Source organism: Demequina maris (assembly GCF_000971155.1).
In the GTDB taxonomy this organism is placed as follows: Bacteria; Actinomycetota; Actinomycetes; order Actinomycetales; family Demequinaceae; genus Demequina; species Demequina maris.
On record NZ_BBLX01000001.1, the window covers coordinates 376,834 to 391,801 of the forward strand.

The following is a 14,968-nucleotide window of genomic DNA, read 5'->3' on the forward strand; positions in this document are numbered from 1 at the left end:
CCTCGCCCCGGTAGCCCAACTGGCAGAGGCACGCGGCTCAAACCCGCGGTGTTGTGGGTTCGAATCCCACCCGGGGTACGCATCGTTCCCGGGGACGGGTCGCGCGAGGCGGCCCGTCCCGCGGGACGCGTCAGCCGAGCTCCCCCTTGGCGAGGGCCTCGAAGTTCTCCCACAGCGCCGGCACCGCGAACGCGTCGCGCTGGCGCAGCGCCGCCGGGCCGACCCGGTTCCACATGAGGCCGGGCGCCCACAGGTCGTAGACGAGACCCGCGTCGAGCACGCCCTGCTTGACGAACGTGCCGATGGTCTCGCCCAGCATGAGCATCACGAACACGTCCCGGTCCTGCACCGTCGCCACGTCCGGGTCGAATCCGGGGGCCATCAGCGCCATCGAGGCGTCCATGCCTCCCGCCGCCGTATGCCACTGGAGAAGCTGGACCATGAGGGACGCATCTGCCTGGGTCGACATGGGGACCTCCGCATCGTTGCTGGTGGACGCCGACCTTGTTCACGTTCCTCGCGTCCGGTCCGGCTGTCAATCGGAGGGCCTGCGGAGACGATGCGCCGCCGGGCGGCCGCGCGCCGCCGCACGCACACTGGGAGGGTGAGGGCCCAGCGAGCCACCCCGAGGCGTGATGCCCGCGCGCGCTCCCTGGTCGCCCCGGTGCGGTGCGGCGCCGCAGGGGTCCTCCTGGCGGTCGCGGTGCTGGTCCACGCGCGCCTCTACCCCGCGGAGGACTGCGGCGTCTCGGACGCCGAGTTCGCGCTGTGGTCGCTCCTCGTCCTCGGGGTGGGGCTCTCGGCGGGCCTCGCGTCCGCGCGGGGCCTCGGCGCGAGGCGGGAGGTGGCGCGCATCCGTGCCATCGCGTGGGGGCCGCCGAACGCCATCGCGGCGATCGGGCTGGCCGGCCTGGCGGGCCTCCTCGTCCTCGCCCAGGTCGTCGGCCGCGAATCGACCGCCAGCGCTCGCGGCGCCGTCCTGACGCTCGCCGCCGGCGTCGGCGGCGCGCTCATCGGGCGGGCCGGTGTCGGGATCGCCGCGGCCCAGGACGCGGCGCCCACGAGCGCGGGTCTCGGCGCGCGCGTCGCCGACCACCTTCTCCTGCGGGACCTCTCCCGTGCGCTGCTCCCCTGGCTGGGCTCGCTCGTCGCCCTCACCACCCTCGCGCTCGGGGTGGCCCGTCTACCCACCGACGCGTGCCCCCGTCCCGACGGACCGGTGGAGGTGCTCGTGTTCGGCCTCGTCGGCACCGCGCTCGTCGCGGGCATCCACGCGATCCCGCGGGCAGCGCTGCGGCGGGCGGCGACCGAGCTCCGCGACCTGCTCGCCCCCGTCGACGCTGACGACGCCGACGCCCTGCGCGCCCAGCTGCGTGCCCGTGAGGAGACCGAGCGGATGCTGGGCCTGACGACCTCCCTGCTCGACGAGCTCCAGGCCGGCGTATGGGTCGCGGGCCCGCTGCTGACGGCGCTCGCGGGACTCGCCGTCAGCGGCCTGTGACGTCGGGACGTCCGGCGAGCCTTCCGCGCCCCCGCCGTGGGATGCTCGTCTCGAGACCTGAGGAGCGCCCATGACGCACGCCACGACCCTGCACATCGCGCTGGTCGCGCACGACAACAAGAAGGCCGAGCTGCTCGAGTGGGCCTCCTTCAACAAGGGCAGCCTCGCCCACCACCAGCTCTACGCGACGGGCACCACGGGCACGATGCTCGAGTACGAGCTCGGCTTCCGCGTGCACCGCTTCCTGTCGGGCCCGGTGGGCGGCGACCAGCAGATCGGTGCGCGCATCGCCGAGGGCGCGATCGACATGCTCATCTTCTTCTGGGACCCGCTCGAGCCGCAGCCGCACGACCCCGACGTCAAGGCGCTGCTGCGGCTCGGCGCGCTGTGGAACATCCCGATCGCGTCCAACGTCGCCACCGCGGACTTCCTCATCTCGTCGCCGCTGTTCGCGCGCGGCTACGAGCGCAAGGTGCCGGACCTGGGGCCGCGCGACTGGGAGTCGATGCGCGGCGGCCCGGACGAGCCCGCGGCCGAGTAGATGGCTCAGCCCTCCAGCACGGGCGGGTCGGCGAGCAGGTCGTCGGTCTGGCCCTCGCGGCCCTGGTACCTCCACCACAGGCCCGCGCGGTGCGAGAGGAGGTCGACGGTGAGCTGCGCCTCGTCCTCCCCCGCCCGCCAGCTCATCGTGAGCACGCCGTCCTCGAGCGCGAAGGCGAAGCCGCCGTCGAAGACCGGCAGCTCCGAGCGGAACGCGCACAGCGCCATCAGCGCGCGCACCACCGGCCGCGCGAGCTCTCGATCGACCTCGCCCGGCGCGTAGCGGTGGCGGTTGATGTCGCGCCCGACGCCGCTCTCGCGCAGTAGGTCGACGTCGTTGCGGCCCGCCAGCGCGCCCACGTAGTACACCTGCGGGATGCCGGGCGTGAAGAACTGGATGGCGCGCGCCGCGAGGTAGGCGTGGTCGTCCGCGCCCAGCGCGTCGTAGAACGTGCAGTTGACCTGGTAGAGGTCGAGATTGGAGGCGGCGGCACCCGTCGCAAGGCGTGACGTGCCGCCGGACGCGGCGTGGATCCGCTCCACGAGCGCGTCGAGGTCCGCGGGCGGCAGCAGCCCGGGCGAGTCCGGCGCGGTCTGGTCCGCGCCGACGTCGATGACGCCGATGCCGTCGTGCGTGTCGAGCACCGTCACGGCGTTGCCGGGCCGGATCTCGAGCCAGCGTGCGAGCGGCTCGCCGTCACCGGTGGCGAGCGCGTGCAGCACGAGCGGCGGCAGCGCGAAGTCGTAGACCCGGTCGACCGCCGCGCCGATCTCGACCTGGCGCCGGTAGTACGAGTGCACCTCGACCAGCACCTCGAGGCCGCGCGCGCGGGCGCGGCCGGTGAACTCCTCGATGAACGCGAAGGTGTCCGGGGTCATGAAGCACGTCTCGCCGGGCGTCTTGACGGCGTAGCCCACCGCGTCGAGGCGCACCAGCGTCGCGCCGGCGCCCGCGATCGCGTCGAGGATCGCGTCGAGGTACGCGCGGGCCCCCGGATGGGCGATGTCGAGGTCGACCTGCTGCGGCGTGAACGTGGTCCACACCAGGCGCTTCTCCCCCGCGACCGTGTACGGCGTGAACGGCAGCCCGGGACGCGGGCGGTAGATGCGCGCCAGCTCCTCCTCGGTGGCGCCGTACGGGAACACGGCGGCCATGGTGAGGAACATCCCGGCGTACGGCGAGGCGTCGCCGCGCTCCTGCCAGTCGCGGAACGCCGCCGAGTCCGCCGACACGTGGTTGACGATGACGTCGACCATGAGGTCGCGCCCGCCGCCGACCGCGCCCAGGTCGTCCCACGTCCCCAGCCGCGGGTCCACGGCGGTGTGGTCGACGGGGTCGAAGCCGGCGTCCGCGCCGTCGTACGGCGTGAAGAACGGCAGGATGTGCACGCCCGTGAACGCCGCCGACCAGGGCGGCGAGCCGAGCAGCCGCGCCAGGCCGGGCAGGTCCCCCGCCAGCCTGTCGGCATACGTGATGAGCTGGACCCCGTTGCGAGCCATGGCGCACCCCCTCGCACCGCGCATCGTCGCGCCTGCTCCCACCTTAGGACGCGACGATGCGGCGGCGCCCGGGGAAGCCGCAGGGCCCCGCCGGCCGAAGCCGACGGGGCCCTGCGAACGAGGCCGGTGCCGCTTAGCCGCGGACCTGGCCCACCTTGTGCACGAAGATCGAGTTCGTGGTGCCGGGCACGCCCACCGGGGTGCCGGACACGACGACCACGTAGTCGCCGTCCACCGCGCGGCCCGAGGACTTGAGGTAGCCGTCGACCAGGTTGACCATCTCGTCGGTCGAGTCGACCTTCTCGACGAGCTCGGCCTGGATGCCCCAGGACAGCGCGAGGCGCTTCTGGGTGTCGGCCGACGGCGTGAAGGCGATCATCGGGGTCGACGGGCGCAGACGCGACATGCGCAGCGCCGAGTCGCCCGACTGGGTGAACGTCACGATGTACTTGATGTCGAGGTTCTCGGCGATCTCGGCGGCCGCGTGCGTGACGGCGCCACCGCGGGTGTGCGGCGTCGACAGGTACGGCGCGATGCGCGAGTAGCCCTTCTCCTCGGTGTTCTTGACGATGCGGGCCATCGTCTCGACCGTGACGATCGGGTAGTCGCCGACCGAGGTCTCGCCCGAGAGCATGACCGCGTCGGTGCCGTCGAGGATGGCGTTGGCGCAGTCCGAGGTCTCGGCGCGGGTCGGCACCGGCGAGTGCGTCATCGACTCGAGCACCTGGGTGGCGACGATGACCGGCTTGGCCTGCGAGCGGCACAGCTCGATGGCGCGCTTCTGGACGAGCGGCACCTCCTCGAGCGGGAGCTCCACGCCCAGGTCGCCGCGGGCAACCATGACGCCGTCGAACGCGTCGACGATCTCGGCCAGGTTGTCGACCGCCTGCGGCTTCTCGACCTTGGCGATGACGGGGACCGTGCGGCCCTCCTCGGCCATGATCGCGGCGACGTCCTCGTAGTCCTTCGCATTGCGCACGAAGGACAGGGCGATGAAGTCGGCGCCGAGCTTGAGGCCCCAGCGCAGGTCGTCCTCGTCCTTCTCCGACATCGCGGGCACCGACACGGCGACGCCCGGGAGGTTGATGCCCTTGTTGTTCGACACGGGGCCCGGCACGACGACCTTGGTGACGACGTCGGTCTCGGTCACGTCGGTGACCTCGAGGCGGACCTTGCCGTCGTCGATGAGGAGCGTGTCGCCGACGTGGCAGTCGCCCGGCAGGCCCTTGAACGTGGTGCCGCAGATGTCCTTGGTGCCCTCGACGTCACGCGTGGTGATCGTGAAGACGTCGTCGACGGCGAGGTCGTGCGGGCCGTTCGCGAACTTCTCGAGACGGATCTTGGGGCCCTGCAGGTCGACCAGCACGGCGACGTTGCGGCCCGACTCCTCCGCGGCCTGGCGGATGTTGCGGTACACCTGCTCGTGCTCCTCGGCGGAGCCGTGGCTGCGGTTGATGCGGGCGACATCCATGCCCGCGCCCACGAGCTTGCGCATCTGCTCAATCGGCGCGGTGGCCGGTCCGATAGTGCAGACGATCTTCGCGTTTCGCATGTTCTCCAACCTCGGTTCAGGCGCGCAGCGCCGACGTGTGCGCCGTCACCGGCGCCGGGAGCTCGGTGCTCCCTGTCAAGTATTCATCCATCGCGGCCGCGGCCGCGCGTCCTTCGGCGATCGCCCAGACCACGAGCGACGCGCCACGGCCGGCATCACCGGCCACGAACACGCCGTCCTGGGTGGTCGCGAAGTTGTCCGCACGCTCGATCTGAGCGCGCGACGTCAACGCTACCTGGGACTGTGCCTGGAGGTTCGTGACCTCCGGCCCAGTGAATCCCATAGCGATGAGGACCAGGTCCGCCGGGATCTCGCGCTCGGTGCCCGGGGTCGGGGTGCGCGAGCCGTCGGCGTTGTACTGCGTGACCGCCACCTTGAGCGAGCGCACGTGCCCGTCCTCGTCGCCCACGAACTCGACGGTCGACGCGAGGTACTCGCGCGTGCCGCCCTCCTCGTGGCTCGAGGAGACCTCGAACACGCGGGGGTCGGTGGGCCACGGCTGGTTGTCGGGGCGGCCGACCGGCGGCTTCTTGCCGATCGCGAGCGTGGTGACGCTCGCGGCGCCCTGGCGCAGGGCGGTGCCGATGCAGTCCGAGCCGGTGTCGCCGCCACCGATGACGATGACGTGCTTGCCTTCCGCGTGGATCTGGTCCGGGACCTCGTCGCCCGCCACGGCCTGGTTGCCCTGGTGGAGGTACGGCATCGCGAAGTGGATGCCGTCGAGGTCGCGGCCCGGGATCGGCAGGTCGCGCTCGATGGGCGCGCCGGTGGCGATGAGGACGGCGTCGTAGCGTGCCCGCAGGTCGTCCCACGTCATGTCCGTGCCGATCGCGATGCCGGTGCGGAAGCGGGTGCCCTCGCGCTCCATCTGCGCCACGCGGCGGTCGATGATGTGCTTCTCCATCTTGAAGTCCGGCACGCCGTAGCGGAGCAGGCCGCCGATGCGGTCGTCCTTCTCGTACACCGCGACCGTGTGGCCGGCGCGCGTCAGCTGCTGCGCGGCGGCGAGGCCCGCGGGGCCCGAGCCGACCACCGCGACCGTCTTGCCGGTGTGGCGCTGCGCGATGTGCGGCGTGACGTTGCCCTCCTCGAACGCGTGCTCGATGATCTCGACCTCGACGTTCTTGATGGTGACGGCGGGCTGGTTGATGCCCAGCACGCACGACGTCTCGCAGGGCGCCGGGCAGATGCGGCCGGTGAACTCCGGGAAGTTGTTGGTCGCGTGGAGGCGCTCGATGGCGTCGGGGTACTGGCCCCGCCACACGAGGTCGTTCCACTCGGGGATGAGGTTGCCGAGCGGGCAGCCCTGGTGGCAGAACGGGATGCCGCAGTCCATGCAGCGGCCCGCCTGGCGCTTGAGCACGACCTCGTCGCGCCCCAGCTCGTCCTTGACCTCGGACCAGTCGCGCAGGCGCACGGGCACGGGGCGGTAGGCGGGGACCTCCCGCTCTCGGATCTTCAGGAATCCACGGGGGTCAGCCACCGGTCACCTCCAGGAACTCGGCCCAGGCACCCGGGGCGGACAGGTCGCCGCCCTTCGCCTCGAGCTCGGTGAGCGCGTCACGGACGCGTGCGTACTGTGCGGGGAGGACGCGCGTGAAGCGCGCCACGGTCGAGGGCCAGTCGGCGAGCAGCTCGCGCGCCACGGGCGACCGGGTCTCGGCCTCGAAGCGCTCGACGAGCGTGCGGACGATGACCGCGTCCTCCTCGTCGAGCGGGCTGAGCGTGAGCTCGCCCGCGGCGAGGGCCTGGGCGTTGACGCGCTCGGCGCGCAGGTCGAGCACGTAGGCCGTGCCGCCCGACATGCCCGCGCCGAGGTTCCGGCCCGTGCGGCCCAGGATCACGGCCGTGCCGCCGGTCATGTACTCGAGGCCGTGGTCGCCCACGCCCGACACGACGGCGGTGACGCCGGAGTTGCGGACGAGGAAGCGCTCGCCCACCTGGCCGCGCAGCAGGATCTCGCCGCCGGTGGCGCCGTAGCCCACGACGTTGCCGGCGATGACGTCGCTGGTCTCGTCGAGCATCGACTCGCGCGCGGGGCGCACGATGACGCGGCCGCCGGACAGGCCCTTCGCGACGTAGTCGTTGGCGTCGCCCTCGAGGCGCAGCGTGATGCCGCGCGGGACGAACGCTCCGAACGACTGGCCGGCGCTGCCGGTGAACGTCACGTCGATGGTGTCGTCGGGCAGGCCCGCGCCGCGGTACCGGCGCGTGACCTCGTAGCCGAGCATCGTGCCGACGGTGCGGTTGATGTTGCGCACCTCGCGCTCGATGGCGACGGACTCGCCGCGCTCGAGCGCCGGCTGCGCGGCCGCGATGAGGTCGTTGTCGAGCGCCGCCTCGAGGCCGTGGTCCTGCGTGGTCGAGTTCATGAGCGCCGCGCCCTCCTTGGGGCGGGCGAGCACCGGCGTGAGGTCGAGGCCCTGCGCCTTCCAGTGGTCGATCGCCGCGCGGGTCTCGAGGACCTCGACGTGGCCGACCGCCTCCGCGATGGTGCGGAAGCCGAGCGCCGCGAGGTGCTCGCGCACCTGCTCGGCGATGAACTCGAAGAAGGTCTCGACGAACTCGGGCTTGCCGGAGAACCGGGACCGCAGCTCGGGGTTCTGCGTCGCGACGCCCACGGGGCACGTGTCGAGGTGGCACACGCGCATCATCACGCAGCCCTCGACGACCAGCGGCGCGGTCGCGAAGCCGAACTCCTCGGCGCCGAGCAGCGCCGCGATGACGACGTCGCGGCCGGTCTTCATCTGGCCGTCGACCTGGACGACGATGCGGTCGCGCAGGTCGTTGAGGACGAGCGTCTGCTGGGTGTCGGCGAGGCCGATCTCCCACGGGGCGCCCGCGTGCTTGAGCGAGTTCAGCGGGCTCGCGCCGGTGCCGCCGTCGTGGCCCGAGATGAGCACCACGTCGGACTTGCACTTGGCGACGCCCGCGGCGATCGTGCCGACGCCGACCTCGGCGACGAGCTTCACGTGGACGCGCGCCTTGGGGTTGGCGTTCTTCGCGTCGTGGATCAGCTGCTTGAGGTCCTCGATCGAGTAGATGTCGTGGTGCGGCGGCGGGGAGATGAGGCCCACGCCCGGCGTCGAGTGACGCGTCTCGCCGATCCAGGGGTACACCTTGTTGCCCGGCAGCTGGCCGCCCTCGCCGGGCTTGGCGCCCTGCGCGAGCTTGATCTGGATGTCGTCCGCGTTGACCAGGTACTCCGAGGTCACGCCGAAGCGGCCCGAGGCGATCTGCTTGATCGCGCTGCGGCGCTCGGGGTCGTACAGGCGGTCGACGGACTCGCCGCCCTCTCCGGTGTTGGAGCGGCCGCCGAGGCGGTTCATCGCGATCGCGAGGGTCTCGTGCGCCTCCTGCGAGATCGACCCGTAGGACATCGCGCCGGTGTTGAAGCGCTTGACGATCTCGCTGACGGGCTCGACCTCGTCGAGCGGGATCGGCCGGCGGTCCGCGTCGAACGCGAGCAGCCCGCGCAGCGTCATGAGGCGCTTGGCCTGGTCGTCGACGCGGTCGGTGTACTCGCGGAACACGTCGTAGCGGCGCGTGCGGGTCGCGTGCTGGAGCTTGAACACCGTCTCCGGGTCGAACAGGTGCTCCTCGCCGTCGCGGCGCCACTGGTACTCGCCGCCGGTGCGCAGGCGCTGGTGCGGCGGCAGCTCGCCGGAGGCGGGGTACGCGTCCGCGTGGCGCGCCTCGACCTCGGCCGCGACGACGTCGAGGCCGACGCCGTCGATCTGGCTGGGCGTGCCGTTGAAGTGGAGGTCGACCAGCTCCTTCGACAGGCCGATCGCCTCGAAGACCTGCGCGCCGCGGTAGGACGCCATGGTCGAGATGCCCATCTTCGACATGATCTTCAGGACGCCCTTGCCGAGCGCCTTGATGAGGTTGTGCGTCGCCTCCTCGGGGGCGACGTCGCCGAGGTAGCCGCGCTTGGCGAGGTCCTCGACCGTCTCCATCGCGAGGTACGGGTTGACGCAGCCGGCGCCGTAGCCGATGAGCAGCGCGACGTGGTGGACCTCGCGGACGTCGCCCGCCTCGACCACCATCGACAGCTGGGTGCGGCGGTGGGTGCGCACCAGGTAGTGGTGCACGGCCGACGTGAGCAGCAGCGACGGGATGGGCGCGAGGTCCGGGTTGGAGTCGCGGTCGGACAGCACGAGGAAGGACACGCCGTCCTCGAGCGCCTCGTCGACCTCGCGGAAGATCTCGCGCAGGCGCTGGTCGAGCGCCTCGGCGCCCTCCTTGACCGGGTACAGGCCGCGGATCTTGCGCGCGGAGAACACGCCGCGGCGCTTGGGGTCGCGGTCGATGTGGAGGATCTTGGCGAGCTCGTCGTTGTCGATCACCGGGAAGTCGATGATGATCTTGCGCGCGTGCTCGGGGGTGGCCTCGAGCAGGTTCGGCTCGGGACCGAGCGAGCCTCCGGTCGCGGTGACGATCTCCTCGCGGATCGAGTCCAGCGGCGGGTTGGTCACCTGCGCGAACATCTGCACGAAGTAGTCGAACAGCAGGCGGGGGCGCTTGGACAGCACGGCGATCGGCGTGTCCGAGCCCATCGCGCCGATCGGCTCGACGCCGGTCTTGCCCATCGGCGCGAGGAGGATCTTGAGCTCCTCCTCGGTGTAGCCGAAGGCGCGCTGGCGGCGCTGGACCGAGCGCGCGGAGTGCGAGATGTGCTCGCGGTCGGGCACCTCGGAGAGGCGGATCGCGTTGTCGGACACCCACTGCTCGTAGGGGTGCTCCGAGGCGAGCGCGCTCTTGATCTCCTCGTCCTCGACGATGCGGCCCTCGCGGGTGTCGACGAGGAACATGCGGCCGGGCTGCAGGCGGCCCTTGCGGATCACCTTCGCGGGGTCGATGTCGAGGAGGCCGGCCTCGGAGCCGCACACGACGAGGCCGTCGTCCGTGACCCAGTAGCGGCCGGGGCGCAGGCCGTTGCGGTCGAGCGTCGCGCCGATGACGGTGCCGTCGGTGAAGTGGAGCGCGGCGGGGCCGTCCCACGGCTCCATGAGGCCCGAGTGGTACTCGTAGAACGCGCGGCGGGCCGGGTCCATGGCCTCGTTGTTCTGCCACGCCTCGGGGATCATCATGAGCAGCGCGTGGTGGATCGGGCGCCCGCCCAGGTGCAGCAGCTCGAGGACCTCGTCGAACGACGCGGTGTCGGACGCGCTGGGGGTGCACACCGGCATGAGCGGCGCCATGTCGCCCAGCAGCTCGGAGCGCAGCATGCCCTCGCGGGCCGCCATCCAGTTGCGGTTGCCGCGGACCGTGTTGATCTCGCCGTTGTGGGCGATGCCGCGCAGCGGCTGCGCGAGCGGCCACGACGGGAAGGTGTTGGTGGAGAAGCGCGAGTGCACGAGCGCGAGCTCCGACGCGAACAGCGGGTGCGTGACGTCCGGGAAGACCTGCTCGAGCTGGTAGGTCGTCAGCATGCCCTTGTAGGTGAGGGTGCGCGACGACAGCGACGCGAAGAACGGGCCGCCCGCGCCCTCGGCGCGCTTGCGCACGCGGTACGCCTTGCGGTCGAGCTCGATGCCGGACAGGCCCTCGCGCGACAGGAACACCTGACGGAAGGTCGGCATGGCGCCGCGGGCGCTCGGGCCGAGCGGCTCGGGGTTCACCGGCACGTCGCGCCAGCCGAGGACGGTGACGCCCTCCTGGTCCGCGGCGGACTCGAAGGCGGCGACCTCGGCGGCCTCGGCCCCGGGGGTGAGGAACGCGATGCCCACCGCGTACTCCCCCGCGGCCGGCAGGTCGAAGCCCGCGACCTCGCGCAGGAACGCGTCCGGCACCTGCGTGAGGAGGCCCGCGCCGTCGCCGGTCTCCGTCTCGGCGCCCACGGCACCGCGGTGCTCGAGGTTCTTGAGGGCGGTGAGGCCCGCATCGACGATGTCCCTGCCTGCCGTGCCACGGAGGGTCGCGACGAAGGCGACGCCACAGGCGTCGTGCTCGTACGCGGGGTCGTAGAGACCCGCCGCGGGCTGGGGAGCGCCAAGATGCGCGACCATCACACCGTCCTTAAGCGTCCCCGGGAGTACGGGGACATTCGTAGATTTCGGGGCGCCGTCGACCCGGTGTTGACACGGGCGTTCAGCCTACCGCGAACGGCGGCCGGCACGGAATCCCGTCCCTCAGGCCCCGGCGGGGCCGTCGCCGTGGGTGTCGGCGACGTCGGGCGAGTCCTTCTCGCCCTGCGCGGCGGTGTCCTCGGGGTGGGAGGCACGCGCCGCGAGCCGCGACCGATCCGGTCGCTGGGCAGCCTTGCGCTGCCTCCATCCTAGGGCCGCGAACGCGGCGGTAGAACCCGCCAGCACGATGATGGACACCCACTCGTTGATGCGCAGGCCGAGGATGTGCACCGCATCGTCGATGCGGACGTGCTCGATCCACAGGCGGCCCGAGACGTAGACCATCACGTACAGCCAGAAGACGCGGCCGCCGTACAGCTTGAGGCGGCGGTCCAGGTAGATGATGAGCGCGGCGCCCGCGAGGTTCCACACCATCTCGTACAGGAACGTGGGGTGGAAGGTCGCGAACTGCTCGTAGCCGTCGGGCCGGAAGGCCGGGTCGATCTCGAGCGCCCACGGCAGGTCCGTGGGGCGGCCGAACAGCTCCTGGTTGAAGTAGTTGCCCATGCGGCCGATGGCCTGCGCGATGAGCACCGCCGGGGCCGCGGAGTCGGCGAAGGCCGTGAAGCTGACGCCCGCGCGGCGCGCGCCGATCCACGCGCCGAGCGCGCCGAGGGCGACCGCGCCCCAGATGCCGAGGCCGCCGTTCCAGATCTTGAGCGCGTCCCACGGGTTGCCGTCGGGGCCCCAGTACGGGGCCGGCGTGGTGATGACGTGGTAGAGCCGACCGCCGATGATGCCGAACGGGATGGCCCAGAAGGCGATGTCGCCCACGACCTCGGGGTCTCCCCCGCGCTCGACCCAGCGGCGCGTGGTCAGCCACAGGGCGACGAGGATGCCCAGCAGGATCCACAGCGCGTACGCGTGGATGGTCAGCGGGCCCACGGAGAACGAGCTCCACTCGATCGGCGGGCTGGGGATCGACGTGGTCATCGTGCGCTCCTCACGCCCTCCGCGAGCTCGGTCACCTTGGCGCGCAGCCGCTCGAGGTCGCCCTCGTCGCCGAGCGCGCGGACGAAGGCCGTGCCGACGATGACGCCGTCCGCGAAGCCCGCGATCTCGGCCGCCTGCGCCCCCGTGGACACGCCCACGCCGATGCAGACGCGCTCGGCGCCCGCGGCCCGCGCCTCGGACACCACGCGCTGCGCGGCGTCGCCCAGCGAGGCGCGCTCGCCCGTCACACCCATGAGCGGCGTGGCGTACACGAAGCCGCGGGACGCGTCGCACGTCAGCTTCATGCGCTCGCGCGTGGTCGACGGCGCGACCAGGAAGATCGTGTCGACGTCCTCGGCGCGCGCGGCCTCGACCCACTCCGGTGCGGCGTCGGGCGTCAGGTCCGGCGTGATGACCCCGGCTCCCCCGGCGGCCACGAGGTCCTGCGCGAAGCGCGACCAGCCGCGCTGCAGCATGACGTTCGCGTAGCTCATCACCACGGGCACCGCGCCCGCGTCCGCGACCGTCCGGACGGCGGTGAACGCATCGTCCACCTTGACGCCGCCCTCGAGCGCCTTCGCGGCGGCGTGCTGGATCATCGGGCCGTCGAGCACGGGGTCCGAGTAGGGCGGGCCGACCTCGACCACATCGCAGCCGGCCGCGACGAGCACGCGCATCGCGGCGAGCGAGGTCTCGACGTCGGGGTAGCCGACGGGCAGGTAGCCGACGAGCGCGGCGCGGCCCTCGGCCCGGCACGCGTCGAGCCGATCGGTGAGTGCGCTCACGCGTCCCCCTCCGGAAGCATGTCGAACCATCGCGCGGCCTGCTCGACGTCCTTGTCGCCGCGGCCCGAGAGCGTCACGAGCAGCGTCGCGCCGGGGCCCAGCTCGTTGCCGAGCCGCAGAGCGCCCGCGAGGGCGTGCGCCGACTCGATCGCGGGGAGGATGCCCTCCGTGCGCGTGAGGAGGCGGAAGGCCTCCATCGCCTCGGCGTCGGTGACGGGCCAGTACTCGGCGCGGCCGATGCTCGACAGCCACGTGTGCTCGGGACCGACACCGGGATAGTCCAGCCCCGCGGAGATGGAGTGCGAGGGCTGGGTCTGGCCGTCCTCGTCCTGGAGGATGTACGACATCGAGCCGTGGAGGATGCCCGGGCGCCCGCCGGTGAGGGTCGCCGCGTGGCGGCCCGTGTCGACGCCGTCGCCCGCCGCCTCGCAGCCGATGAGCCGCACGCCCGCATCGTCCAGGAACGCGTCGAACGAGCCGATCGCGTTGGAGCCGCCGCCCACGCACGCGAGGACCGCGTCCGGGAGGCCGCCGAGCGCGAGCATCTGCTCGCGGGCCTCGACGGAGATCACCCGCTGGAAGTCGCGGACCATGGCCGGGAACGGGTGGGGGCCGGCGGCGGTGCCGAACACGTAGTTGGTGGTCTCGACGTTGGTGACCCAGTCGCGGAACGCCTCGTTGATCGCGTCCCGGAGCGTGCGGGTGCCGGTGGCGACGGGGATCACCTCGGCGCCGAGGAGGCGCATGCGCGCGACGTTCAGCGCCTGCCGCTCGGTGTCCTCCTCGCCCATGTAGATCACGCACTCGAGGTCCATGAGCGCCGCCGCGGTCGCGGTCGCGACGCCGTGCTGGCCCGCGCCGGTCTCGGCGATCACGCGGGTCTTGCCGAGGCGCTTCGTGAGCAGCGCCTGGCCGAGCACGTTGTTGATCTTGTGCGAGCCGGTGTGGTTGAGGTCCTCGCGCTTGAGGAACACGCGCGCGCCGCCGGCGTGGGCGGCGAAGCGCGGCACCTCGGTGACGATCGAGGGGCGTCCCGTGTAGTCGCGGGCGAGCCGCTCGAGCTCGCCGGTGAACGCGGGGTCGATGCGGGCCTTGTCGTACGCGTCGGTGAGCTCGTCGAGCGCGGCCATGAGGGCCTCGGGGACGAAGCGGCCGCCGAACTCGCCGAAGTACGGCCCGGGGGCCGACTGGAGGGAGTCCGTCACGGGCGCACCGACCGCAGCGCGGGGTGCGCACCGGCGGCGACCATCTGGGCGACGGTCGCGCGGGGGTCACGGTCCTTGACGAGCGCCTCGCCGACGAGGACGGCGTCCGCGCCGAGGCGGGCGTACTCGACCACGTCGTGGCTGTCGCGGATGCCGGACTCGGCGATCTTGAGGATCCCGTCGGGGATGGTGGGCGCAAGCTTGGCGAACGTGGTGCGGTCCACCTCGAGCGTGCGCAGGTTGCGGGCGTTGACGCCGATGACGGTCGCGCCGGCGTCGGCCGCGCGCTTGACCTCCTCGGCGTCGTGGACCTCCACGAGGGCCGTCATGCCGAGCGAGTGGACCCGCTCGACGAGGCTCTCCAGGGCGAGCTGCTCGAGGGCGGCGACGATCAGCAGGACCACGTCCGCGCCGTGGGCGCGGGCCTCCCACACCTGGTACGGCGTGACGATGAAGTCCTTGCGAAGGATGGGGACGTCCACCTTGGCGCGCACGGCGTCGAGGTCCTGGAGCGAGCCGTTGAAGCGGCGCTGCTCGGTGAGGACCGAGATCACCGACGCCCCGCCCGCGGCGTACTCGGTGGCGAGCAGCGCGGGGTCGGTGATGTCCGCCAGCGCGCCCTTGGACGGGCTCGAGCGCTTGACCTCGGCGATGATCCCGACCTCGTCCCGCGCGAGGATCGCGCGGGCGTCGAGCGCCTCCGGGAGGCGTGCGGCGCGCTCCTTGAGCGCGTCCATCGTGGTGAGCTCCTTGCGGACCGCGAGGTCCTCGAGGACACCTGCGACGATGCTGTCCAGAACGCTTGTGCTGCTCCCACCCAT

Annotated in this window: 11 protein-coding genes and 1 tRNA gene; 3 read left to right on the plus strand and 9 right to left on the minus strand. The window is 72.2% G+C overall.

The genetic code is table 11. The features are described from left to right. Nucleotides 1-4: 4 nt before the first annotated feature. A tRNA-Leu gene (locus AOM02_RS01795) sits at nucleotides 5-78 on the plus strand. Between the two features lie 52 nt (nucleotides 79-130). Here AOM02_RS01795 and AOM02_RS01800 read toward each other — a convergent pair. Further along, nucleotides 131-469 carry a DUF4760 domain-containing protein gene (locus AOM02_RS01800; protein WP_156156031.1) on the minus strand — a complete coding sequence of 113 codons (339 nt, stop codon included), beginning with the start codon at nucleotides 467-469 and terminating at the stop codon, nucleotides 131-133. Between the two features lie 135 nt (nucleotides 470-604). On the opposite strand from AOM02_RS01800, the gene AOM02_RS01805 reads away from it, so the two are divergent. Next, the gene (locus AOM02_RS01805; RefSeq protein ID WP_156156032.1) at nucleotides 605-1,501 is read left to right on the plus strand and encodes a hypothetical protein; all 897 of its coding nucleotides are present in this window, start codon (nucleotides 605-607) and stop codon (nucleotides 1,499-1,501) included. 70 nt (nucleotides 1,502-1,571) lie between these two features. After that, entirely contained in the window at nucleotides 1,572-2,042 is a 471-nt protein-coding gene (locus AOM02_RS01810) for a methylglyoxal synthase (RefSeq protein ID WP_062296015.1), read from the plus strand. Between the two features lie 5 nt (nucleotides 2,043-2,047). Here the strand turns inward: AOM02_RS01810 and gtfA are convergent, their stop codons facing one another. The 8 genes from gtfA to trpC form a co-directional block, all read right to left on the minus strand. After that, the gene (gene gtfA, locus AOM02_RS01815) at nucleotides 2,048-3,541 is read right to left on the minus strand and encodes a sucrose phosphorylase (RefSeq protein WP_062296017.1); all 1,494 of its coding nucleotides are present in this window, start codon (nucleotides 3,539-3,541) and stop codon (nucleotides 2,048-2,050) included. 133 nt (nucleotides 3,542-3,674) lie between these two features. After that, nucleotides 3,675-5,093 carry a pyruvate kinase gene (gene pyk, locus AOM02_RS01820; RefSeq protein ID WP_062296019.1) on the minus strand — a complete coding sequence of 473 codons (1,419 nt, stop codon included), beginning with the start codon at nucleotides 5,091-5,093 and terminating at the stop codon, nucleotides 3,675-3,677. Nucleotides 5,094-5,109: 16 nt separating this feature from the next. Further along, nucleotides 5,110-6,576, minus strand: coding sequence for a glutamate synthase subunit beta (locus tag AOM02_RS01825; RefSeq protein WP_062296020.1), 1,467 nt, complete (start codon nucleotides 6,574-6,576; stop codon nucleotides 5,110-5,112). Beyond that, entirely contained in the window at nucleotides 6,569-11,104 is a 4,536-nt protein-coding gene (gene gltB / locus AOM02_RS01830) for a glutamate synthase large subunit (RefSeq protein WP_062296023.1), read from the minus strand. Before gltB ends, AOM02_RS01825 begins: the two co-directional genes overlap by 8 nt. Before the next feature lie 123 nt (nucleotides 11,105-11,227). Further along, entirely contained in the window at nucleotides 11,228-12,157 is a 930-nt protein-coding gene (gene lgt, locus AOM02_RS01835; protein ID WP_062296024.1) for a prolipoprotein diacylglyceryl transferase, read from the minus strand. Continuing rightward, nucleotides 12,154-12,942 (minus strand): tryptophan synthase subunit alpha, encoded by a 789-nt coding sequence (gene trpA / locus AOM02_RS01840; RefSeq protein WP_228373750.1) that lies wholly within the window; start codon nucleotides 12,940-12,942, stop codon nucleotides 12,154-12,156. The genes lgt and trpA overlap by 4 nt, the downstream gene beginning before the upstream one ends. After that, nucleotides 12,939-14,147, minus strand: coding sequence for a tryptophan synthase subunit beta (gene trpB / locus AOM02_RS01845; RefSeq protein WP_062296028.1), 1,209 nt, complete (start codon nucleotides 14,145-14,147; stop codon nucleotides 12,939-12,941). Before trpB ends, trpA begins: the two co-directional genes overlap by 4 nt. Then, nucleotides 14,144-14,968, minus strand: a complete 825-nt coding sequence (trpC, locus tag AOM02_RS01850; protein ID WP_062296231.1) for an indole-3-glycerol phosphate synthase TrpC — start codon at nucleotides 14,966-14,968, stop codon at nucleotides 14,144-14,146. Before trpC ends, trpB begins: the two co-directional genes overlap by 4 nt.

Excerpts from the sequence above, each read along its gene's own strand:
- AOM02_RS01800 (WP_156156031.1), bottom strand. The coding sequence starts at position 469 with ATGTCGACCCAGGCAGATGCGTCCCTCATGGTCCAGCTTCTCCAGTGG.
- AOM02_RS01810 (WP_062296015.1), top strand. The coding sequence starts at position 1,572 with ATGACGCACGCCACGACCCTGCACATCGCGCTGGTCGCGCACGACAAC.
- gtfA (WP_062296017.1), bottom strand. The coding sequence starts at position 3,541 with ATGGCTCGCAACGGGGTCCAGCTCATCACGTATGCCGACAGGCTGGCG.
- pyk (WP_062296019.1), bottom strand. The coding sequence starts at position 5,093 with ATGCGAAACGCGAAGATCGTCTGCACTATCGGACCGGCCACCGCGCCG.
- gltB (WP_062296023.1), bottom strand. The coding sequence starts at position 11,104 with ATGGTCGCGCATCTTGGCGCTCCCCAGCCCGCGGCGGGTCTCTACGAC.
- lgt (WP_062296024.1), bottom strand. The coding sequence starts at position 12,157 with ATGACCACGTCGATCCCCAGCCCGCCGATCGAGTGGAGCTCGTTCTCC.
- trpC (WP_062296231.1), bottom strand. The coding sequence starts at position 14,968 with ATGGGTGGGAGCAGCACAAGCGTTCTGGACAGCATCGTCGCAGGTGTC.